The organism is Arenibacter flavimaris (genome assembly GCF_030291335.1).
Classification (GTDB): Bacteria; Bacteroidota; Bacteroidia; order Flavobacteriales; family Flavobacteriaceae; genus Arenibacter.
Window position 1 is genome coordinate 98,051 of record NZ_JASWIM010000016.1, and the last position, 23,248, is coordinate 121,298.

A 23,248-nucleotide genomic window follows, 5' to 3' on the forward strand; every position below is an offset into this window, starting at 1 on the left:
CACAATGGATTTGGGCTACTTTAGAATTGTATGGATAGTACATATTGATCCAAAACACAGCTGGATTTATGTACTATTTTTTTGTGCCAAATTTCATTGGATAGAGTATGAATAAGGGATCATGACCAATTGTTGTGTTTATCAAAAAGTTAGGAATAATTTGATCAGTCGTGTTTTTTGATCAATAGTTTTAATTAATAGGAGCAATTTATTAAAACCAATGATTAAATTATTCTTTCATTTTACTCAATTGGTTGTTATTGTTTTTTATCGGATTTCGTGAATCTTCGATTTCTTTGCTTGTCCAATGAAACCGACCTAGGAGGTTCATGAATACCATATTACAAAATAAGCAAGCAATGAATAAAACGAAACCGCAGGTTCACGAATACATAATTAGGAAAATAACCAGCCATGAGCTAAACAAACCTGCCTTCCGGCAGGCAGGAGAAAAGACCCTTCTTCGCTAGGTGGTCCCTAAAATCTCTGGATTTTAAGTACCGATGCCATGGCCTAAATTATTTCCAAGGCTTCAATAATTCTTAACGGCCATGCCATCTCCACGACGGAAGAAGAACGACCTAACCATAGATCTTGAGGACAATGCTCAAAGGTTTTTAATAACGGAAAATGACTTTTCCCACATGAGGGTTGACGGAACGAAAGGACCGGCCTATTTTCAATTTCGTCTTAAATCAAGTAGTTTTCACATTGGGTTCAGGTAGGCGTCCATAGAGCATTTCACCCAAGTGAAAGCGGCCTGGACGCCGGGGCCGTGGAAATTGCGTAGATTTAAAGAAATTTAAAATCAGCCTAGCGTTTTTTGGTTCGTTTTTTGGGCGATGCAAAAAATGAACAGGATACAAACTTGAAATAGTAAATTATATTTTTTTGTAATTCACACACAACTTTTGGGATTGATCCTGAATAAGTCCGTTTACTGTAATCGTAAATAATTTTGGATTTAAATTAAGCGCTGTACTTTGTTCTTCCCAACACCACAGCAAAGCACTTGGATTTATCGGATACCATACTCCAAAGGCCATCCTCCGGTATTGAAAGTCTATCCTGAACATATAATCGTACTGTAAAATTACTTCCTGTTTTTTAAAACCAAAAAAAACAATAACTTTCAATCTTCTTTAAAAAAATAACTAATCAAATTATTAAAACCATGGTAAAATTCATCAAAGGACACATCCTATTGTTGGGATGTTTATTTTTCTTATCCTATTCCCAAGCTCAAAATTTAGATTCGGCACTGCCCGAGGAGGTGGGGATGTCCTCAGAGAGGTTGGAACGACTATCGGCTACCTTGGAGCAGTATGTGAAGGACGGAAAGATGTCCGGAAATGTTGCCCTAGTAGCCAGAAAGGGCAAAGTGATCTATCATCGGGCGTTTGGCCAGAGTGATATGGAGGCAGGGAAGAAGATGGGCACAGACGCCATATTTAGGATTGCATCACAAACAAAGGCCATTGTAAGTGTTGCTGCAATGATTTTGCAGGAAGAAGGAAAATTATTGATTGCAGATCCCATAGGAAAATATTTGCCGGAATGGAAAGAGACAACCGTAGCGAAGGTACGTGAAGATGGGGGATACGATGTGGTCAGGGCTAACCGGTCCATTACCATTAGGGACTTATTGACCCATACTGCCGGAATTGGGTACGGACATGGTCCTGCAAAAAAAGAATGGGAAGAGGCCGGGATACAGAATTGGTATTTTGCAGACCGAAACGAGCCAATTGCCGAAACAGTTGCACGTATGGCAAAATTGCCAATGGATGCCCAGCCTGGAGAAAAGTTTGTATATGGTTACAATACGGATATCCTTGGGGTAATTGTGGAAAAGGCTTCCGGTAAATCTTTGGATGTATTTATTAAGGAAAGGATCTTGGATCCCATAGGGATGGTGGATACACATTTCTACTTGCCTAAGAACAAAACTGAAAGACTGGCTACTTCGTATATGGCTTATGAAGGAAAGCCATTGGAAAGATCCCCCGATCCTGGCTTGGGAATGGGGCAAGGTCATTATGTCAAGGGCCCTAGGAAGAGTTTTTCAGGTGGCGCCGGATTACTATCTACGGCCATGGACTATGCCAAATTCTTGCAAATGATGCTGAATGGAGGAGAATTTAACGGAAACAGAATATTGTCCCCAAAAACCGTCGAGTTAATGATTGTAGACCATGTTGATGTAAGGGGGATTCCCTACGGCAGTCGAAAAGGTTCGGGCTTTGGTCTGGGCTTCTCCATTACAAAAAATGTTGGTGAAAGGGGAGAGCCTGGTTCTATAGGTACTTTTGAATGGGGAGGTGCTTATGGTTCCACTTATTGGGCAGATCCCGTGGAGGAACTGGTCGTAGTTTATTTTAAACAACTCATTCCTACCAATGGAGTTGACGATCACCCTAAGCTGAGAAGTTTGGTCTATCAGGCTATTTTGGAATGAAATAGGCCCGATTTAAGGATGATATAGGTTGATGTAAAAGGGAAAGTGTTAAGATATTGTGAATTTTGGCGGTTTTTGTACAATCTATTCTTCTAAAAAATCTATATCGCATAGGTTTGCACTTTAATAGTCGGATTTAAAACTAGAGATACTAAATTTTATGAGTAGAGTTAAGGAGAATGACAAAGTAAAAGTACATTACACCGGAAAATTAACGACGGGACAAATTTTTGACAGTTCCTTGGAAAGGGAACCCATCGAAGTTACCTTGGGACAAGGGCAGCTTATTCCAGGTTTTGAGAAGGAATTGGTGAATATGGAGGTAAATGAAAAGAAAACTATTACCGTTCCCAAGGAAGAAGCCTACGGCGATATTATGGAAGAATTGTTTCATGAAATCAAGAAGTCGGAACTTCCTGAAGATATTAAACCTGAAATAGGAATGATGTTGGTTGCGCAAAATCCGGACGGTACAGAAAATCAATTGCGAATTACAGATGTTAAGGAAGAGAGTATTATTATTGATGCCAATCACGTGTTGGCAGGACAAGATCTTACTTTTGAGCTGGAATTGGTAGCTATTTTATAATGGTTACAACATAATGGCAATTGCACTTCCCTTTAGGGATCAATGCCATCGATATTAAAAGGCCGTCTGTTTTTGGACGGCCTTTTGCTTATAATACCCTAATCATCTCTAGGAGATTCAATATATTCTATCATCAATAATATACCCGCTTTAACGTTAAGCACTGTTTAAAATGGAAAGAACCAGTGCTTTTGTCAATGGCCTATCCTTAGCCTTGGCTTTTACCTCCTTAAAAGTAAACCTGAAATCGCAACCATTGGCATAATTACTACAACCATAGGAGGTTTTGCCCTTGATAATCATTCCATTTTTACATTTGGGACAATTTGGAGAATCGGTTTTTGGTTTTTTCTTTGGCTCTAGAATCAACTTATAGTGCTCGTCAAAACGTACGAGGCCTTCAACATCCTCAACACCATTGTGGTTAAACCCCTTTAAATTTACCGTACAACCTTTTTGAAGTAATCTTGTGAACTGATTTTCCGAGATCTTTTTGTGATGAAAGACAAAGGGGAGTAAGAAATCGCAACCATTCTTGTAATTACTACACCCATAGGCCGACTTCCCTTTTATAAGATTCCCTTTCTGGCATTTTGGGCAGGTTTCTTCTGTTATACCTTTTGACCTTTTCTTTGGCTTTTGGGCTTCCTTTCTTTCGTTGGCAATGACATTGGAGATATTGGCCCGATTGGTTTCGCTCCTTACCTCGTAAACCAATTCGTCCACCATTTTTTTCATATTATTGATGAACAGGGCTGCACTAAAACTTCCCTTTTCGATGTCCTTCAGTTGCTTTTCCCATAAACCTGTTAATTCTGCCGATTTCAGCAATTCGTTTTGTATCGTATCAATTAGTTGAATACCGGTTGGAGTAGGCAATACCTGCTTCTTTTTTCTTTCTATGTACTTGCGTCTAAATAAGGTTTCAATAATATTGGCACGGGTAGAAGGTCTTCCAATTCCGTTCTCTTTCATGAGTTCGCGCATTTCTTCGTCGTCAACTTGTTTCCCGGCCGTCTCCATAGCTCGCAGCAAAGTAGCTTCCGTAAATTGTTTGGGGGGTTTGGTCTGTTTTTCTAGAAAAGAAGGCTCATGCGGACCTTTTTCACCCTTAATGAACAAAGGCAATATACCGGTTTCTTTTTTTTCCTTGGAAGCGTTGGTCTCAAAAACCACTCTCCATCCTTTTTTTAGGATTTCCTTACCCGTTGTTTTAAAGGAGATGTTTGCCGCCTTACCGATTACCGTGGTATTGGAAACTTCACAATCATCATAAAATACGGCAATAAATCGTTTCACTATACTATCGTACACCTGTTGCTGGGCAGGTGCCAACCTTATCTCGACCCCGGTGGGAATTATGGCGTGATGGTCCGTTACTTTTTTGTCATTGAAAACCTTGGTGGACTTTCTGATTTTTTTGGACAATAGGCTAGAGGCCAACTGTTCATATTGGGTTAAATTACGAAGTATTCCCGCTATTTTGGGGTAAACGTCGTTGGGTAAGAATGTGGTATCTACCCTAGGATAGGTTACCACTTTTTGTTCATATAATTTTTGGACAATTTTCAGTGTTTCATCGGCCGTTAATCCAAACTTTGTATTGCAATATACCTGAAGACCTGTTAGATCGAACAACTTGGGAGCGTATTCCTTTCCTTTCTTTTTGGTGATACCTGCAATTTCGAATTCGTGTTCCTTTACTTCTTTGGCAAGAACTTCCCCGTCCTCCATCTTTAAGAAACGGCCCTCTTCATAATTAAATACCGTATCCCTATAAAGGGTTTGCAATTCCCAATAGGGTTGGGGTTTAAAGTTTTCTATTTCCAAATACCTGTTCACCACCATAGCCAGTGTAGGGGTTTGTACCCTTCCCACCGATAACATTTGTTTATAGCCCCCGTGCTTTACAGTATAGAGGCGTGTGGCATTCATACCCAAAAGCCAATCTCCAATGGCACGGCAAAATCCGGCATAATAAAGATTGTCGTAGTCATCTGAGGATTTTAATTTGGTAAAGCCCTCCTTTATTGCCTCGGTGGTTAATGATGAAATCCATAATCGCTGTACTTTTCCCTTATAATTGGCCTGGTGTAGCACCCAACGCTGTATTAGTTCCCCTTCCTGTCCGGCATCCCCACAGTTGATGACCAATTCTGCTTTGTCGAATAAGGCCTTAACAATATTGAACTGTTTTTGGATGCCTGCATTGTCCACTACTTTGGTTTTAAATTTTTCAGGGAGCATGGGCAAGTTGTTCAGGTCCCAACTTTTCCAATGTGGCTTGTAATCGCTAGGTTCATATAAAGTGCAGAGATGCCCAAAGGTAAATGTAACGGCGTATCCATTTCCCTCAAAATACCCATCGTGTTTGGTATTTGCTCCCAATACTTGAGCAATTTCTCGAGCAACACTAGGTTTTTCTGCAATACAGACTTTCACTTTATTTTTATTTTGAATGGGTGCAAATTACTTAATTTATACTGAACCCCCATATTCGTAGTGCAAGGTATTTTCTTCAATATTTGCACTGGAAATAACGAGCCCTAGGATATTGGTGATTAACGGGAAAAATGTTTTGAGAAAATTTCATTACCTCATATGTCATAGGAAAATGATACATTTAAGGGATCTTGGATATGAAATTTAATAATGTTGAATACACTTATCGATAAAAATATACAGATGAAAAGTATAGTGGCAGCCATCATGGCTTTTTTTACATTAGTTGGTTGTACTTCCCAGTCGTCCAAAAGTCTATTTAATGGGAAGGATTTGGAGGGTTGGCATGTAGATGTACCTGAAATGGACCATGATCCCGAGGCCATTAATCCATTTATAATAAGGGAAGGTATGTTGGTAAGTTTGGGGGAACCCCAGGGCCACCTTATTACGGATGCCATTTATAAGGATTTTAGACTGGAAGTGGAATATCGTTTTGCTGGGAAACCGGGTAATTGTGGTGTATTGGTGTTTGCTTCCACCCCTAGATCCCTTTATGACATGTTTCCCAAGTCTATAGAAGTGCAAATGATGCATGAAAATGCCGGTGATTTCTGGTGTATTGTTCAGGACATCACGACCGATAATATGTTGGAAAGGCGAGGTCCTAAAGAAGAATGGGGTATTACCGAAGGCAAATTGCGAAGAATAAAAAATTTAACCGATGGTTCCGAAAATCCATTGGGTGAATGGAATTCCATGACTATTGAGTGCCTCAAAAACTCAATAAAGGTATGGGTTAATGGCGATTTGGTAAACCATGGTTACAATGCCACAGTAAGTAGTGGAAATATTGCTTTACAAGCCGAAGGGGCGGAGGTGGAATTCCGAAAAGTAATGCTCACACCTATCGTCGAACTCAGTGAAACAGCGCCCTGATCCACAAGGTCCTGCCCGTCCCCGTTAATATATTTTTAAATTTGGTTCGATCCATTCACATTGGGCAGCTTCATTCATGATAAGGGAGTAGAAGGCCTAGTCCTTTGCGTAATACTTTATTTATATTCAATGAGTTATGTTCAAAAAGCAAAAGCAAGGAATTATAGGTCGTTCTGCACTGATGTACTTTTGCCTCGGTACTTAAAAAGATAGTTCTTGGATCGGGGCAACCTTCCCCGGAGTTAATCCCTTCATATCAATATTCCCAATACGGATGCGAATCAACCGTAAGGTAGGAAATCCTACCGCAGCCGTCATTTTACGCACCTGACGGAACTTCCCTTCGGTGATGGTGATGCTTATCCAGGAAGTGGGCCTATGTCGTCCTATTCTTAATTTTTTATCCGGGTCGGGTAGGACAGGGAGGGTGGACAATCTATGGACAGTAGTATTTTTGGTTATATATTTCTTGCCATGGAATCCAATTTCCACTCCGCGCTGCAATAATTGGATAGCTTCATTGGTTATTTCTCCATCCAACTGTACAAAATATTCCTTTTCCACGCCCGAGCGGTTGATCTGATCGCTCAATTTTCCATCCGTTGTGAGCAGAAGCAATCCCTCCGATTTTTCATCCAGTCGACCTATGGGCATAATGCCCTCAGGAAAGTTATAAAGCTCGCTTAGGAAACGTTTGTTACGTATCTCCTTGGCGTCATTGGAGTGTAACTGACTTAACATTTCAAAAGGCTTGTAAATTTTAAAGTGAATATGTGCAGGTTCCAGCATGGGCCGAAGTTATTAGGTTTTGTACAGGGTTGGACCCCCCAAAGGTGTCATTTTTTTTTCGATTTTTATTAGTGAAACTCAATTTTAAGAAGTCGGCGAGACGCACTTAAAATTGCAAGTTGAACTAATCCCGCCCTTTTCGGCGGGATCCAGGTCCACTAGCTCGACCCTGGGGTCGATCCCTATCAGTGAAACTCAATTTTAAGAAGTCGGCGAGACGCACTTAAAATTGCAAGTTGAACTAATCCCGCCCTTTTCGGCGGGATCCAGGTCCACTAGCTCGACCCTGGGGTCGATCCCTATCGGTGAAACTCAATTTTAAGAAGTCGGCAAGACGCACTTAAAATTGCAAGTTGAACTAATCCTGCCTTTTTTGGCGGGACCTAGGTTCAATGCCTCGACCCTAGGGTCGATTCCTATTATGGGGTTCAGGGCCTGCCTTTGTCGGCAGACAGGCCTACCTTTGTCGGCAGACAGGCCTACCTTTGTCGGCAGGCAGGCTTGCCCTGAGGTTTAATACCTTTTATTATTTAAAATATAGATATTAACTTTTACCAGTGGCATATTTTCCAACACCCCAGGCAAGGCCTATAAGGGCAATTTGTATTGGCAATCGAATCATGGCTGCCTGCGGACTTCCTATGGCGGGTCGATCGGAAAAAACATCCCAAACATGGACAGGAAGAAAAACAATCATAAGCCATAATATCCCTGTAGCTCCGTATTTTGTGTATTTGGGAAGGAGGAGCAATACCCCTAAAACCATCTCCAATATTCCCGATAAATAGATGACGAATATTTTAAAGGGTAAAAACTGGGGTACGAAAGGCAGGTAGAAGGTTGGTTTAAAAAAATGTTGCATCCCTGCATATATCATAAAAAGGGCCAATAGTATTTTAAGAATCGTCCAAAAAAGCTTCATAGCCTAGTTATTTTTAAAAAGATATAATATATAGCTGAGGAACGAGAAAGTAAGGACAAGGCTCCATACCTACCTCCTAAGGTGCAGGTTTGGCATGAAGCAGTTCCATGCCTGTTGAGGAACGAGGCTTAAATCCGGTCCAATCCTTTTCATTGGAATCTTCCTCTAACTCCAAAAATTTTGAATAATCCTTTTGTTTTAGATGTATACCTAAAAAGGCAGTTAAAAAATGTTGGTTTACATTATTGATCTTTCTCTCGTCCCAACTAGGTTCGGCATATCTATAGTATTCATCCATATGGAGTCCAGGCTTTAAAGATTCCACTGGCGGGGGATTTGGGGCTACATTGTGCCTTGCATTTTCATAAGTAAGTAAATATCGATCCGTATTTATGGCTCCCTCGAAGATAGCTTTAATTCCCTTTTCGTATCCTGAAATATCATCTTGGCTCCCTGCTATAAAAAAGGTAGGGATCTCTAGTCCCTTTAAACCTTCGGTATCCCAAACACCACGCTCCATTCCCCAGGGAGCAAAGGCTACAACCGCCTTTATTCTAGGGTCAACCTTTGGAAAGTTAGGGTTGCTCATGGCCAATTCTGCTATTGCTTTGCTACCTCCGGTCATGCTGGAAAAGAAATCTACGAGGCCATCGCTATATCCAGCACCTGCCACGTTCAGTACTCCGTATCCACCCATGGAATAGCCTATAATACCGATGTTTTCGGAATCTACCAATCCCGATAAAAAGTGTTTGTTATTGGCTTTTCCCAAGTCCCCAATTTGGTTCATAACAAAGGAAATATCCTTGGCGCGGTTCACCAAGGTACTTGAAAAAGGGGAAGCATCCCTAAAAGTGGAATCCGTGTGGTCTATGGCTACTACTATATATCCTTTGGAAGCCAAATTCTCCGTTAGATAGGTCATAAGGTATCTGGAGCCAACATAACCATGTGCAACCACTAAAAGGGGAAAAGGACCCTCTGTGGCAAGTGGTGCGGCATCACGGGACGCCCTACCTTTAAAAGTAATGGGAGTCAATGGGCGAAGGGAATCATGGGCGGTTCCCATAACGTCCTTATAAATGGCCAATTCTGTGGCTCCCGGGGCCAATAAGGCCGGATACCAGACTTCTACCTTTAGGGGCCGATCATAAATGGGGTCCATCCCGTTTTTCGAATTTAAAACATCCACCTGTCCCTTATTGACCAAATCCAATGTGCGTACGCCAATTTTATAAGCGCCACGTGAAGCCAATTCAGGAGCATCGGGCAGGGCATCCCCATATATAAACGATTCGTTTTGAGCGTTTAACACAGTGCTGGAAACGAGAAAACAAAGCAGTATTTGAAGCTGGATAAAACGGGAAAAAGTTGGTTTGACCATGGGTTTTTGTTTAGCTTAAAAATACGAAATATAACCTCGATCATAAATCCGAAATTGCTTTTTCAAAATGAATTTGGCTATATATACCATACCACTTTGCACCATGACGCTTAGTTGGCATAGGTTTTCAATACAATAGAGAAAACTTCAAAGGTTTGAATTTTAAGGATACAGTAGAAAATAATACCTTGGTGTTTGGAGAAGGTAGATGGATAATTAAGGATTGAATAATAAGCAAGTACGGACATCAGGATATTATGAAGGAAACCGAGAAACAACTGAAGAAATTTGGTATTAGACCAACAGCTATGCGCATTTTGGTACATCAATTTATGGCCTTGCAGAAGTCGGCTGTTAGCCTTACCACCGTTGAAGGGAATTTTGAAAAATCGGATAGGACTACCTTATATAGGACTCTAAAGACTTTTGAGGAGAAGTGCATTGTACATCAAATAGTTGACGGCACAGGAATTCCCAAATACGCGCTATGCGATCATGATGAAGGTTTGGTGAAGCATTCGGACCTTCATTTGCATTTTCATTGTACACAATGCAATAAGACTACTTGTTTAACGGAGCATCGGATTCCTCAAATAAATTTACCGGAAAAATTTATCCCGGAAGATGTAAATATGCTAATAAAGGGTGTTTGTGAGCACTGCAACCAATAAATGCACATACATTGCACTGGCATAAGGGTTAATTTAGCTTTCAAATGACTAATTTATGAAGCATCGGCATGCTCACAAGGGTGGGGATCACCATCATGAACACGATCACGGTGGAATTTTTGGTGAAAAGACAGAACTCTATTTCGCTATTTTAAGCGGGGTGTTTTTTTTAACTGGTTTGATGTTTTCTACCATATTTGATGCCGTGGCATGGGCTCCATTGGTAAGCTATATGGCAGCCTATTTTTTTGGGGGATATTTTACCCTGCTAGAGGCTATTGGAAAAATTCGGGAAGGGGAATTTGAAATTGATTTTCTAATGCTCGTTGCCGCCCTGGGAGCGGCCTATATAGATAGTTGGGGAGAAGGGGCCCTATTATTGTTTTTGTTTAGTTTGGGACATGCGTTGGAGCATTATGCCATGAACAAGGCCACTAAATCCATTAAGGCCCTAGGGGAGCTTACCCCCAAGACGGCATTCTTGAAAAATGGAGAGGATATAAGGGAAGTACCCGTAGAGGATTTGAAGTTGAACGATATAATAGTGGTAAAACCTAATACCAAAATATCGGCAGATGGAGTTATTGTAAAGGGGAGTAGCAGTATAGATCAATCACCCATAACAGGAGAGAGTATTCCCGTAGACAAAACGGCTGTCACAAATGCCAAAGTGCTTCCAGAGTTTAGTGAAATACCGCAGTCGCACATTGTCTTTACAGGTACCATTAACGGGGATGCCATGCTGGAGATCCAAGTTTTAAAATTGAATGTGGATACTACCATTTCCCGATTGGTGAAAATGGTAAGTGAGGTGGAAACCAAAAAATCCCCCACTCAATTACTGACCAAAAAATTTGAGAAATGGTTTGTGCCGACAGTTATTGTTTTGGTCGTTATTTTGTGTTTTGCCCATTTGGTCATAGACGAAACGGTGAAAGAAAGTCTTTATAGGGCCATTAGTGTATTGGTAGCTTCCAGTCCTTGTGCCTTGGCTATTTCAACACCAAGTGCAGTATTGAGTGCCATCGCCAGGGCGGCCAAAAAGGGAGTGCTCATAAAAGGAGGTCGCGCCCTAGAAGATTTGGGCAGCCTTTCTACCATAGCTTTTGATAAAACAGGGACCCTTACAGAAGGCAAACCTAGATTGACAAATGCCATTTCCTTGAATGGATTTGATAAAAATGAGTTTCTGGAGTTGGTGGTAGACGTGGAGAGTTTAAGCAATCACCCCTTGGCAAAGGCAATTACACAGGATCTCCTTGGAAAATATAACATAGAAAAGAAACGCCGTTCCTCCAATATGCAGGCCGTTCAGGGAAAAGGGGTAAAGGCACAATATAATGGGAATTATGTTTTTATTGGGAATAAACAACTGATGGAGGAGGAGGGAATCCAAATATCACCGGAAGCCCAAGACGAAATTAACCAATGGCAGAAAAACGGGCAGACTGTTATGCTGGTGGGGTATAAACAAACCATAATAGGACTGTTGAGTGTCATGGATGTTCCAAGAAAAAGTGCCGCTCCAACTTTGGAGAGACTTAAGGAAATCGGCATTGAACAAATGATAATGCTGACAGGCGACCATCAGAACGTGGGCGAATCCATTGCCAGACAAATTGGACTCACAGAGGTCAAAGGGAATTTGCTCCCGGAAGAAAAGGTGAAGGCTATACAGGAGTTTCAGAAAAAAGGAGTAAAAATTGCCATGGTAGGTGATGGCGTTAATGACGCCCCTGCCATGGCCAGCAGTACGGTAGGTATTGCAATGGGGGCTGCGGGGAGCGATGTAGCCTTGGAAACCGCAGATGTAGCCCTAATGTCGGACAAGATAGAGAGCCTTCCCTTTGTAATTGGGTTGAGTAGAAAATCCAAATCAATTATCAAACAAAACCTTTGGATCAGTATGGGCGTTGTGGCATTTTTAATTCCAGCAACCCTTTTTGGATTTGCCAATATAGGTATTGCTGTGGCCATTCATGAAGGTTCTACCCTAATGGTGGTAATCAATGCCCTGCGACTGTTAAGGTTTAATCTCGATTAAACCAGGGAGTGTTACTATATGTGGAGGGGAGAAAACAAACGGCTGTCAGGGTCAAACCCCAGCAGCCGTTTGCCTATGGCAATTTTTAATCAACACTTCATTTAAAGACAAATGAAATTTGTTGAATTCTTATTTGAATCCTATTTGGATAATGCCTTCATGACTAATTTTTATCGCCTCCAAAGGCGTCATATCAAAAGTTCTATCCTGTTCTACCATATAATACTTCATCCCCGATAGCTTTTTTTTGGCTAGAATATTTGAGAAATCAATTTGGCCGTTGCCTACTGGTGCAAACCTACCTTTATCATCCATATCCTTTACATGCCACATTTTAAACCTACCGGGATATTTGTTGAAATAGGCTATAGGGTCTTTGTCCGCCTTGGTTACCCAATAAAGATCCATCTGGAAATTTACAAATTTTGGATTGGTGTTTTCAAGAAGGTAATCATAGGTAATAATACCATCATATCCTCTTTCGAATTCAAAAGCGTGATTATGGTAGAGTAGTTTCAACCCTGCCTTGTGACATTTTTCCCCCAAGGTGTTTAATGCAGAAGCGAGTTGTTTATAGTCGCCCTTCAATCCCATGGGGGGTACAGGAATAACAAAGTACTTGAAGCCTGCTGCCTTAACATCGGCAATCATGGTGTCCGCGTTCTCTAAGGTTACCCCTCCCTGATGTGTACTGATAGGTTTTAGTCCCACTTCTTTAAGCAATTCGCTAAATTCCATGGGCGCCATATTGTAAAACTTTCCATCCTTGTATCCGGCCGCTTCAATATTTTTATACCCAGCGTCGGCGACTGCCTTAAGGGTGGCCTTGGCATCTTCACCCATATTATCCCGGACCGTATAAAGTGCCAGTCCGCCAACTTTTTGTTGAGCGTTGGTTGAGAACATGCCAAAAATCAGAACTGGCAGAATTAATTTTTTTAATAACGGGGTGAACAATAATTTTTTCATAAAACTCTGGAATAATATTTTTTTAAAAGTAACACAATGTTTTTGTAACCAAGCCACAATTATAACGATAAAAACTTATTCATGAACCAAGGCATATTTATTTTTCAAGAAGAAAAGGAATAATCCCATGTTGCAGGGTGTAAAATAATTTTGGGACTTTTAAAATTTCGTAGCCTTTTTGCCGCGGTGCTTCCACTACCATATTGGTGGGTGTACTTTAAGGAAGTAGCCTTGTGTATTTTCATCAATATAGGGTATGTGAAATAAATTTTTAGGGTAATCTAAAAATTAATAATTATCTTTATATAAATTATTAAAATCAATTTTAATAAAGGACATGTCCTGCAGGGTACATGTAAAGTGGCTAACAACCAATTTAAAAATATATCTACAACAGGCTAATGAATACCTACAATCCCTTAACGGCCCTAGCGGTGTTTTTTGCACTTTCAATTTTGGTATTTCTATTTTTCAGACCCTATAGGGGATGGTTTTGGCTGATAAGAAACAGTTCGGTTTCGAATGATAAAATAGTAGTGGAGGATGTTTTAAAGTTGTTATATCACAATGAAAATGCGGACAAGCATCTCAATATCAACGATATTATAAGAACCTTAAAATACAATGACAGGACCATACTGGAATGCATCAATAAGATGTCCGACCACGAGTTGATAAGTATTCAGGGAGATAATGTGAAGCTTACACAATCTGGTAGTGATTATGCCTTGCGTATTGTTAGGGCCCATAGGTTATGGGAAAAATTTTTAGCCGAAAAAACGGGGTTCAAGGAAGCGGAATGGCACGAGAGGGCAGAAAGAATGGAACATGAACTTTCCAAGGTGGATGCGGATAATTTGTCGTCCCAGTTAGGCAATCCTCAATTTGACCCCCATGGAGACCCTATACCGACCAATACGGGGAAGATTGCCAAAATTAAGGGAATTCCCGTATCAGAACTTCCCATAGGAACCATTGGAAGAATTGTCCATATCAAGGATAAACCCGAAATAATTTACAAGCAGATCCTAGCGGAGAATATACATATTGGATCTGTGATAAGGATTATGGAAAAGACGTCTGCCCGCATCGAATTTCATTCTGAGGGGGAGGCCTTTGTATTGGCTCCCATAATGGCCGGTAATATTACGGTATCCGTTTTGGAAAAGGATGTGGTGTTTGAAGAAAATTTAGCGAGGTTGTCCATTTTAAAGGAAAATGAAACCGCCAAGATTATTGGAATATCAAAGGAAATCAGGGGAGATAGTCGAAGAAGGTTGCTCGATTTGGGTTTTGTGAAAGGAGCCGAGGTTCAAATTGATCTTATGAATCCTTTGGGCGATCCCAAAGCTTTTTTAATCAAGGGCACTAGCATTGCCCTACGCAAAAATCAAGCGTCAAAAATTTTAATACAAAAAGATTAGATCATGGAAGTTAAACCCAAAAGTGCGTGTGAGACCTGTGCCCAGTTCAATGCGGACGGATTGAAAAAATTAGGGGTAAATACCACTGATTTTGATTATGTAGTCGCCTTAGCGGGTAATCCAAATACTGGAAAAAGCACTGTTTTTAACGCTATGACCGGATTGCGCCAACATACGGGAAATTGGCCGGGCAAAACGGTGACCAGGGCAGAAGGCGCTTTTGAATACAATCGGCAGAAATTTAAGCTGGTAGACTTGCCTGGGACTTATTCCCTGTTGTCCACCTCGGAAGATGAGGAAGTCGCCAGGAATTTCATTCTTTTTGGAAAGCCCTCGGTAACGGTCATCGTGGTGGATGCCAGCAGACTTGAAAGAAATCTTAATCTGGTATTACAGATTTTGGAAATTACAAATAACGCGGTCCTATGTTTAAACTTAATGGATGAGGTGGAAAGAAATAATTTGGAGATAGATACCCGGACTTTGGCCCGGGACCTTGGCATTCCTGTGGTGCCCACCAGCGCAAGGTACAATAGAGGAATTCCGGAATTGATCCAGACCGTTAGTGAACTGGCCAATGGTAAAATTGTGTGTAAGCCACACCGCATAAAGAATATACCAAAAAACATAGAACAGGCTTTGGAAAAGTTGAGTGCAGAAATAAAACAGGTATATCCGGACATTCCCAATAGTAGATGGATCGCTTTGCGCTTGCTGGAAGGCGATAAAAATATAATTGAGACCCTTAAAACGGGTGAATTTGTTTAATCATACTTTGATGGACACTAAAAAGATAGATCATATTATTTCACTTTCCAATGACCTTCGTTGGCAGATCGGCGATGAATTTCATGATAATCTGGCGGAGGGAATTTACGCTGACGCTGCGGAAATTGTAAAGGACTCAGTACATAAAAAGGACGAAAAGGGCACCTTTAGGATAGATGCCAAAATAGATAAGATCATTACGAGCAAGATTTGGGGGTTTCCGCTTATGTTCTTAATTCTTGCCTTTGTGCTATGGCTGACGATCGTAGGGGCCAATTATCCTTCTGCCATGTTGTCCGGATTGCTCTTGGATACTGTGCATCCGGCCTTGAAGGGATTTGCAGCTGCCATTGGAATGCCATGGTGGTTGGACGGGTTTTTGATAGACGGGGTCTATTTGGCGGTGGCTTGGGTCATCGCCGTGATGTTGCCTCCAATGGCCATATTCTTTCCCTTATTTACCTTATTGGAAGATTTCGGGTATTTGCCAAGGGTGGCCTTTAATTTAGATCATTTATTTAAACTAAGCGGGGCCCATGGCAAACAGGCACTGACCATGAGTATGGGGTTTGGATGCAACGCCGCAGGCATTGTTGCTACCCGGATCATTGATAGCCCAAGGGAAAGATTGATTGCTATTATTACCAATAACTTTTCCCTGTGTAACGGGCGTTGGCCTACGCAGATTCTGATCGCCACCATATTTGTAGGGGCCTTGGTACCCGCTTCCTATTCGGGAGTATTATCATTGGCTGCCGTTATAGCGATTGCGGTATTGGGTATGGTCTTTATGTTTTTGGTTTCATGGGGACTTTCCAAAACGGTGTTGAAAGGAGAAGTGTCTACCTTTAATTTGGAATTGCCACCCTATCGACCTCCGCGATTTTGGAAAACCATCTATACTTCCATCATAGATAGGACCCTGATCGTACTATGGCGTGCAATTGTCTTTGCAGCCCCTGCCGGAGCCGTAATTTGGCTTATTTCCAATATTTATTTGGGAGATGCCAGTCTGGCCGCATGGTTAATAGATTCCTTGGATGGCTTTGGCTTCCTTTTAGGTCTTAACGGTGTTATATTGGTGGCTTATATTGTGGCTATCCCTGCCAACGAAATTGTGATTCCCACTATTCTGATGTTGACGGTCCTAGTTACGGGAATTTCCGCGGGTGAAGGTGCCGGGGTTATGTTCGAATTGGATTCGGTATCGGCCACGGGGGATATTCTAAGAGCAGGGGGATGGACGTTGTTGACCGCTATTAACCTAATGTTGTTCAGCTTATTGCACAATCCGTGCAGCACCACTATTTATACTATTTATAAGGAGACCAAAAGTCTTAAATGGACCCTTGTGGCTTCAATATTACCTGTTATTATGGGATTTGTGGTGACTTTTTTGGTGGCACAGATTTGGAGATTGTGGTCTTAGACAATCCAGCTACATAATGGATGGGGATCCTCCAAGTTTTTTTGGTATAAAACATATCAATACTAATTGATTATAGTGGCCAGGGAAAGGGTAAAGGCAGGTAAAAGACATAACTACCAGCACTTGGCCGTAAAAAAAAACCAATGACTTGCTCAGGACAAATTAGAATATAGTGCCGCCTAAGGAGGTGGGATAGGAGGAAACTCTGTCATTACATTCTGTTGTATACTCCCAAATAGGGTTGATGCCTATCAAGCACTTATATTACATCCAGTATTTTTTGAGCCCCGATGCCTATTCGTTGTCTGGTTTCCTCAGTAATATATTTTTTTTGGTCTATCTGTTGTGGTTGGTCCGAGGTACAAAAATAACTGTGGATACTTCTTCTAGGTTTAGAGGTACGGTTTGTTGTTCCTCCATGCCAGGCATGGGAGTTAAAAATAAAAACCGATCCGGCCGGTGCGGTGATGATTATTTCATCGGGATGGGGAAGTCCAGGGTCCTTCATTTTTTCTTGAGGGGATATTCCCAGTTTGTGGGTACCGGGCACTATACGCGTCGCTCCATTATCTTTAGTGAAGTCATCCAATAACCAAATGGAATTACAGACTTTGTAGACACCTTCTATCATTTTATTGCCCCAATCTACATGTAAATTCTGATGACCAAGTCCGGGTTTTGCCGCTCTGTAGTTCAGCGAGGACAGTTTAAAGGATGGGCCCAGAACAGCATTTATACCAGCCAGCACCCTGGGATGGGTGTAAAAAATATCAAAAACTTCCCCTTTGTTGACAAGATCGGCAAGGCGATCGGCGCCTTCCTCCTTTGGGTGCCTTATATATTTGGAGTCGGCCAATTCCGATCCGGCTGTATCACCTTCATTGAGCATTAAGGCATCAATTCTCTCGTTAATGGCCTTTACCTCTGCATCGGTCAATAATTTGCCCAGGGATAAATAACCCTGATTTTCCAAAATTTCAATTTCCTCCTTGGTGAGCATGTTTAGATATATTAAAAAATAATTTACACTAAAATAAACTACATATTGGTCATAAATATAGTTCTTGTATTATTTAACCGGATTTTCTCCGTAGACTGATGGGCATTAGGTTCGTCCAAAGCGAACACAACAGTGCCAGAACAGCCAAGGTCAAGGTGTACAAATCTATCATTTGGGGTATTTTCAAAACCGTTTACCACGGTTTCGGTATAATTTAATTTGCCTTCGGCCAGCCAGGTGGATAAATTTTTCATTGCTTTCGGAAACTTTTCAGAATAATTGGAAACTATAAACCCTTGCATTAGAGCGCTATTTTTTACCAAAAAGGGTTGAACACTGATGCTTTTTGGGATTTCCGTGTTATTGTACACAGAAATGGCACCACAAATGATCATTCTTGCAAATTTGTTGATATTAAATAGCACAGCATCGGAAATAGGGCCGCCTACATTGTCAAAATAAATATCAATACCCTTTGGACAAGCAGTTTTAAGGGCAGTTCCCATATCCTTGGTGGTGTTATAGTTAATGGCGTGATCAAAGCCAAATTGGGAGGTAAGCATTTCAACTTTTTCATCCGTACCGGCAATACCTACAACATAGAGCCCCAGTATTTTTCCAATTTGCCCTACTACACTGCCCACGGCACCTGCCGCACCTGAGACTACTAAAGTTTCCTTGGCCTTGGGTTGGCCAATTTGGGTAAGCCCACAATAAGCGGTTAGTCCGGTCATACCCAAGATGCCTAAATAGGCACTTAATGGGGCCAGATCCTTATCAACCTTTAATAGTCCTTCACCTTTTGATATTTGCCGGGTTTTCCAGTCCATCATGCCAGAGACGAAATCGCCCTCTTTAAATTTACTGTTCTTGGAAGCTATCACCTTGGCAACTATTCCCGAAGTTATTGGTTTTCCAACCTCAAACGGTGGAACGTACGATTTGGCATCGCTCATTCTCCCCCTTAAATAGGGGTCAACGGAAATATAAGTAGTCTCCAAAAGAAGTTCTCCCTCTTTGATGTTTAGATCCTTCTCCTCCTTTAGGAATTCGAAATCCGATAAAGTAGGTTTCCCATTAGGTCGTTTTTTTAATAAAATTGTCTGAATCATAATGTTGTCTTTAAATGTTTGAGCTTTATTTTTTAATACTGTTCCAGGCCGCCCGATAGGCGTCCTCCAGGTGATCCTGATTTAATTGAAAAACACCCCGCTGTTGCATAACCATTAAAAAGGAGAGGGGATTAATGGTATACGCGTATAAAAGGTAGGGCGACAATGGCTTTATAATGCCTTCCTTTATTCCCCTTTCCCATAAGTCGAGCAATGGCTGAAGGTGTTTTAGGCCTTCTTGTCTATTGGCTTCATCTATCATAGGTGTATTGTCGCACTGGGCCAGAAACATGGCTTCTTCCATTTCCTTAAGTTTAAAATCGGCAATGCGCTTCCAAATTATTTCAAAACCGTTAACTACCGAAATGTCACTACTATAGTTTTTAAAAACATAGGCGGTATAGGCTGCTTTGACTTCTAAGTAAACCTTGTTTACTAAATCCTGTTTATTGTCAAAATACAGGTAGATAGTAGCGGGTGACACCTTCGCCATTTTTGCAATCTTGGACATGGGGGTAGCATGGAACCCATTATTGTTAACCAAGTTAATGGTAGCCTTTACCAAGGCATCGCGCTTTTCAATACTTTTTTGAAGTTTGGCCATAATATCAAATGCGAATTTGTAAATGTATTGTTCAATCTTGATAATAATCAGGTACAAAGGTAGTGTTAAAAATGAACGTTCATTCTTTTTTTGAGGGATTTAACATAAGTTTACAAGTAGGAATACACTAGAAGGGAAAAATGGTTGCTATAAGCCCGTTATTTGATAGTGTTAAAGAATAGGGTGCAATTTGGGGGGAAGTCGATTCGCAGGGAAATGGTAAGGACACTTAGTGTATTCCATTGCCTTATTTACCTACCTTTAAACTCTGCATAGGCTGTACCATGAACACTTAGAATGGAGCTTGTTAAAAAAACATTATTATAAAATTATCACAAAGTTAAGATTACCAAAATTGGTTTTGAAACGTAATATTTACATTTACGGCGATTTTACTTTGTTAAAACCAGGCTATTTTGAACGATTCCATTAACACTTATAATAAAATTAACTCTGAAGTTGGTATAAAAATAGAGCCTTTTGATGTTGCTAAAAGGTATACCAAGCCGCACAAACACAATAAGTATCTTGAAATAATCTATTTTGTTAAAGGCAGTGGTTACCATCATTTGGACATGGAAAGTCACCCAATAGAAGCCCCCTTGTTATTTTTGGTAAAAAGGGATGAGGTCCATCATTGGGAGATTACTACCAAGCCCAAGGGGTATGTTATCATTATTAAGGAATCGTTTTTGGAAAAAACGCAGGACAAGTACATCAACACCCAGCTGATAAAACTGAACAACTGTCAGAAAATTAAGGTTGAAGAAGGGGATAGATCTTTGGGGGCTTTGTTCAAATCGCTTTGTTGGGAGATGAAACAGGTTGGTTTGAACCAGGACGCCGTGGAGGGAGGATTAAAAGCCATATTGTCAAAAATGGTTAAATATGCTGCTTTGCAAGGTGGAGAGCATACGGATAAGACCATGCAATTTGTAAATTTGTTGTCCGAAAATTTAAAAAACAACGTCTCGTTCTATGCGGAGACCTTAAATACCACTTCCCAGAACCTAAATGCCATTTGTCATAAAGTGTACAACAAGACGGCATCGGATGTTATTGCCGAACACATTGTTATGGAGGTTAAAAGACAATTGGCATATACCAATAAATCCATCAGTGACATTGCCTTTGACCTTGAATTTAAGGACACCTCGCATTTTACCAAATATTTTAAACGATATACCCAGCTTACCCCATTGCAATATAGAAAAAGCCTACTTTAAGTATTGGTACCATTCCTTTTTCAAATACACCATTTTAAGTTGGATGGCTCCTCTATTTTTGTCCAAATTTTAAATAGGGATTGTTATATATGAATGGTAAGAACTTTTTTATGTTTGTTGTCCTCTTGGGGACTATACAAGTCTCAACAGCCCAAATTTCGGGAAAAATTATAGATGCCACAGATAACGTTCCTTTGGAATATGCCACAGCGGCCCTGTACAATCAGTTGGATGGTGCCCTGATTACGGGGGTGGTTACTGCTCAAGATGGTTCTTTTATTATAGATGGGGTAAAACCTGGAGCCTATTATTTGGAAGCTTCCTTTATGGGGTACGATACCAAAACCATATCCAACATTACAATAGATAAAAAGCAACCCGCCAAAAATCTGGGCATTATTGGCCTATCCTTGGGGAACCAACTGGACGAAGTGGTCATAAAGGGGGAACGGGCCACTGTTCTTCATAAAATAGACCGCCAGGTATTCGATACCAAAAAATTCCAAAGTAGTCAGGGAGGCAATGCCATTGATGTGGTAAGAAACTTGCCTTCGGTCACCGTTGATGTACAAGGTGGTATCAGTGTAAGGGGCAGTACGGGATTTGCCGTCCTGATCAATGGCAAACCTACCCAAGGTGACGCTACTGCCATATTATCCCAATTACCTGCGAACGCTTTGGAATCCGTGGAGTTGATTACAGCTCCTTCGGCCAAATACGATCCAGAAGGCAAAGGGGGTATCTTGAATATAATAACCAAAAAGGGGGCAACCAACGGGGTTTATAGCCAAGTAAACCTGCGAGGGGGATTACCCTCAATAGAACCCTATGACACCAAAGAAACGGCCCAAAGATACGGGGTGGACGCTACTTTAAATAAACGAACGGACAAATGGAACCTGTCCTTTGGAACAAGCTACCAACGTAATGATAAAACAGGTAGGAGGGAAGGTGAGGTTTTTGTTATCAATCAAGTAGAGGATAAGCAAACTTTTTTGCCTTCGGATGGGGAGCGGAGTTTTGATGATATTAGCTACAATGCCAGGTTTGGTGTAGATTTTACCCCCAATGAGGCCGATACCTATTCTTTGGGTTTCTATGCGGGAAAGCATACCGTAGATCGTTTGGCCGATATTGATTATTATGACAATCACGCCATTTCACCTATTGGCAGTGGTAATAGGGAATATACCTTTCAGTATTACAATCATAATCTGAGAACCAGAAAGGGCGATTTTGCCTTGGGCAGTTTTGATTATGCCCATAAATTTAAGAACAATTCCCGGATTTCCACTTCTTTGTTATACGAATATACCTTTTTAGGTGGCCCCACCTATAATGATAATTTAGGCCTTACCGATCGCAATATTGTGTATCAGCAGGAGTATAACACCAATGACAACCCTCTAAATGGATATCGTCTGAATGTAGATTACCGGTTTAGACCATTTTCGTTTGGTACCTTGGAAACAGGTTATCAATTTAGGGACATAGATCACACAGGTGAGTTTGTGTATGAGCGGGATGGCGCACTGGTACCTGAATTCTCCAGTAATATAAGTCTACAACGTACCATCCACTCTGGATATACACAACTTACGGGCGCAAGCAAAAAATGGGACTATGCCGCTGGTCTGCGATTGGAATCCATGGGTCGTACCTATTCCGAGGATTTAAGGACTGCCGATCCGGAGCAAACCTATAAATATGACTTTGTTAAGTTATTTCCATCCGCCTCCATGCAATATACTTTAAGCGATGCGGCCAAATTAAAGTTGGCCTATAGCAAAAGGGTAGAAAGGACAACTACCCTAAAAATGAATAGCTTTGCAGAAAGGGAACATTCCGAGGTTTTTGAACAAGGGGACAACCAATTGAGACCGGAATTCATTGATCTGGTAGAGTTGGGGGTCATCAAAAGTTTTAAAGGGGGTAATTCGGTCAGCGCCACCGCCTATTACAGGCATGTGGACAATGTAATAAACCGTGTAAACACTTTGGCCTATGAAGCCAATGGTGCTGTATTGGACAGTATTATCAATAGGGTTTACTCCAATGTGGGCAAAAGCAATACCATTGGTTTGGAAATAGGGGCACAATTAAAACCAAGCCAAAATTGGAGTAATTATATTGGGGCCAATATTTATTCCTATGATATTGAAGGGGCCTTTGTATTTAGGCACAGGGATGGTATTACGAGAAATTACGATGTAAATAGCAATGCAACCATTTATTCATTCAATGTAAATTCTACCTATTCTTTCTGGGAAAATGCTTCATTGCAATTTACCTTTAATTATTTGTCCGATACAAATACCGCCCAGGGAGAGGATTCTAGGTTTTACTCCCCTAATCTAACGTGAGTTCGATATAAGGACTATCCAATTCTTTGAAGGTTGTCTATATTGATGTTTGGTTTTGTTGGGTAAAAGGCATATGCAATGAGTCCGGAAACCATATTTGTGATGAAGTTTCCAA

At 41.0% G+C, this 23,248-nt stretch carries 16 protein-coding genes and 2 pseudogenes; 9 read left to right on the forward strand and 9 right to left on the reverse strand.

Annotation, left to right across the window (positions count from 1 at the left end; all coding sequences use genetic code 11):
- Positions 1–1,174 precede the first annotated feature (1,174 nt).
- Both QSE00_RS13530 and QSE00_RS13535 read left to right on the forward strand, forming a co-directional pair.
- Complete coding sequence (locus QSE00_RS13530) at positions 1,175–2,458, forward strand: serine hydrolase domain-containing protein (protein WP_286106348.1); 1,284 nt, start codon at positions 1,175–1,177, stop codon at positions 2,456–2,458.
- Between the two features lie 160 nt (positions 2,459–2,618).
- Positions 2,619–3,047 (forward strand): FKBP-type peptidyl-prolyl cis-trans isomerase, encoded by a 429-nt coding sequence (locus QSE00_RS13535; protein ID WP_110355161.1) that lies wholly within the window; start codon positions 2,619–2,621, stop codon positions 3,045–3,047.
- A gap of 156 nt (positions 3,048–3,203) precedes the next feature.
- Here QSE00_RS13535 and QSE00_RS13540 read toward each other — a convergent pair whose 3' ends face one another.
- Positions 3,204–5,489: a DNA topoisomerase 3 gene (locus QSE00_RS13540; RefSeq protein WP_286106349.1), complete on the reverse strand. Its 2,286-nt coding sequence runs from the start codon at positions 5,487–5,489 to the stop codon at positions 3,204–3,206.
- A 243-nt stretch (positions 5,490–5,732) separates the two neighbouring features.
- On the opposite strand from QSE00_RS13540, the gene QSE00_RS13545 reads away from it, so the two are divergent.
- On the forward strand, positions 5,733–6,428 hold the full coding sequence (locus QSE00_RS13545) for a 3-keto-disaccharide hydrolase (protein ID WP_286106350.1): 696 nt from the start codon (positions 5,733–5,735) through the stop codon (positions 6,426–6,428).
- A 201-nt stretch (positions 6,429–6,629) separates the two neighbouring features.
- Here QSE00_RS13545 and QSE00_RS13550 read toward each other — a convergent pair whose 3' ends face one another.
- From QSE00_RS13550 to QSE00_RS13560, 3 genes are all read right to left on the reverse strand, one after another.
- Positions 6,630–7,217: a pseudouridine synthase gene (locus tag QSE00_RS13550; RefSeq protein WP_286106351.1), complete on the reverse strand. Its 588-nt coding sequence runs from the start codon at positions 7,215–7,217 to the stop codon at positions 6,630–6,632.
- 544 nt (positions 7,218–7,761) lie between these two features.
- On the reverse strand, positions 7,762–8,139 hold the full coding sequence (locus QSE00_RS13555) for a DoxX family protein (RefSeq protein ID WP_286106352.1): 378 nt from the start codon (positions 8,137–8,139) through the stop codon (positions 7,762–7,764).
- A gap of 76 nt (positions 8,140–8,215) precedes the next feature.
- Entirely contained in the window at positions 8,216–9,523 is a 1,308-nt protein-coding gene (locus QSE00_RS13560; protein ID WP_110355165.1) for an alpha/beta hydrolase family protein, read from the reverse strand.
- A 257-nt stretch (positions 9,524–9,780) separates the two neighbouring features.
- On the opposite strand from QSE00_RS13560, the gene QSE00_RS13565 reads away from it, so the two are divergent.
- The gene (locus tag QSE00_RS13565) at positions 9,781–10,194 is read left to right on the forward strand and encodes a Fur family transcriptional regulator (protein WP_110355166.1); all 414 of its coding nucleotides are present in this window, start codon (positions 9,781–9,783) and stop codon (positions 10,192–10,194) included.
- A 55-nt stretch (positions 10,195–10,249) separates the two neighbouring features.
- On the forward strand, positions 10,250–12,238 hold the full coding sequence (locus QSE00_RS13570) for a heavy metal translocating P-type ATPase (RefSeq protein WP_286106353.1): 1,989 nt from the start codon (positions 10,250–10,252) through the stop codon (positions 12,236–12,238).
- A 129-nt stretch (positions 12,239–12,367) separates the two neighbouring features.
- Here the strand turns inward: QSE00_RS13570 and QSE00_RS13575 are convergent, their stop codons facing one another.
- A complete protein-coding gene (locus tag QSE00_RS13575) occupies positions 12,368–13,207 on the reverse strand; it encodes a sugar phosphate isomerase/epimerase family protein (RefSeq protein ID WP_110355168.1) in 840 nt (279 codons plus the stop codon).
- Between the two features lie 401 nt (positions 13,208–13,608).
- On the opposite strand from QSE00_RS13575, the gene QSE00_RS13580 reads away from it, so the two are divergent.
- Together QSE00_RS13580 and feoB are read left to right on the forward strand one after the other, a co-directional pair.
- Positions 13,609–14,631, forward strand: coding sequence for a metal-dependent transcriptional regulator (locus QSE00_RS13580; RefSeq protein ID WP_286106354.1), 1,023 nt, complete (start codon positions 13,609–13,611; stop codon positions 14,629–14,631).
- Positions 14,632–14,634: 3 nt separating this feature from the next.
- Positions 14,635–16,828, forward strand: a pseudogene (gene feoB / locus QSE00_RS13585) (ferrous iron transport protein B).
- A gap of 259 nt (positions 16,829–17,087) precedes the next feature.
- Here feoB and QSE00_RS13590 read toward each other — a convergent pair.
- Genes QSE00_RS13590 through QSE00_RS13600 form a run of 3 tightly spaced genes read right to left on the reverse strand, consistent with a single transcriptional unit; the run spans position 17,088 to position 19,544 of the window.
- Positions 17,088–17,828, reverse strand: coding sequence for a phytanoyl-CoA dioxygenase family protein (locus tag QSE00_RS13590; RefSeq protein WP_286106355.1), 741 nt, complete (start codon positions 17,826–17,828; stop codon positions 17,088–17,090).
- A gap of 38 nt (positions 17,829–17,866) precedes the next feature.
- On the reverse strand, positions 17,867–18,940 hold the full coding sequence (locus QSE00_RS13595; protein ID WP_286106356.1) for an NADP-dependent oxidoreductase: 1,074 nt from the start codon (positions 18,938–18,940) through the stop codon (positions 17,867–17,869).
- Between the two features lie 25 nt (positions 18,941–18,965).
- Positions 18,966–19,544 carry a TetR/AcrR family transcriptional regulator gene (locus tag QSE00_RS13600; protein ID WP_286106357.1) on the reverse strand — a complete coding sequence of 193 codons (579 nt, stop codon included), beginning with the start codon at positions 19,542–19,544 and terminating at the stop codon, positions 18,966–18,968.
- 416 nt (positions 19,545–19,960) lie between these two features.
- Here QSE00_RS13600 and QSE00_RS13605 point away from each other — a divergent pair, with 416 nt between their 5' ends.
- Together QSE00_RS13605 and QSE00_RS13610 are read left to right on the forward strand one after the other, a co-directional pair.
- The gene (locus QSE00_RS13605; protein WP_286106358.1) at positions 19,961–20,770 is read left to right on the forward strand and encodes an AraC family transcriptional regulator; all 810 of its coding nucleotides are present in this window, start codon (positions 19,961–19,963) and stop codon (positions 20,768–20,770) included.
- A gap of 89 nt (positions 20,771–20,859) precedes the next feature.
- The gene (locus QSE00_RS13610) at positions 20,860–23,133 is read left to right on the forward strand and encodes a TonB-dependent receptor (protein ID WP_286106359.1); all 2,274 of its coding nucleotides are present in this window, start codon (positions 20,860–20,862) and stop codon (positions 23,131–23,133) included.
- Between the two features lie 14 nt (positions 23,134–23,147).
- Here the strand turns inward: QSE00_RS13610 and QSE00_RS25365 are convergent.
- Positions 23,148–23,248: pseudogene (locus QSE00_RS25365) on the reverse strand (IS982 family transposase); the annotation flags it as partial.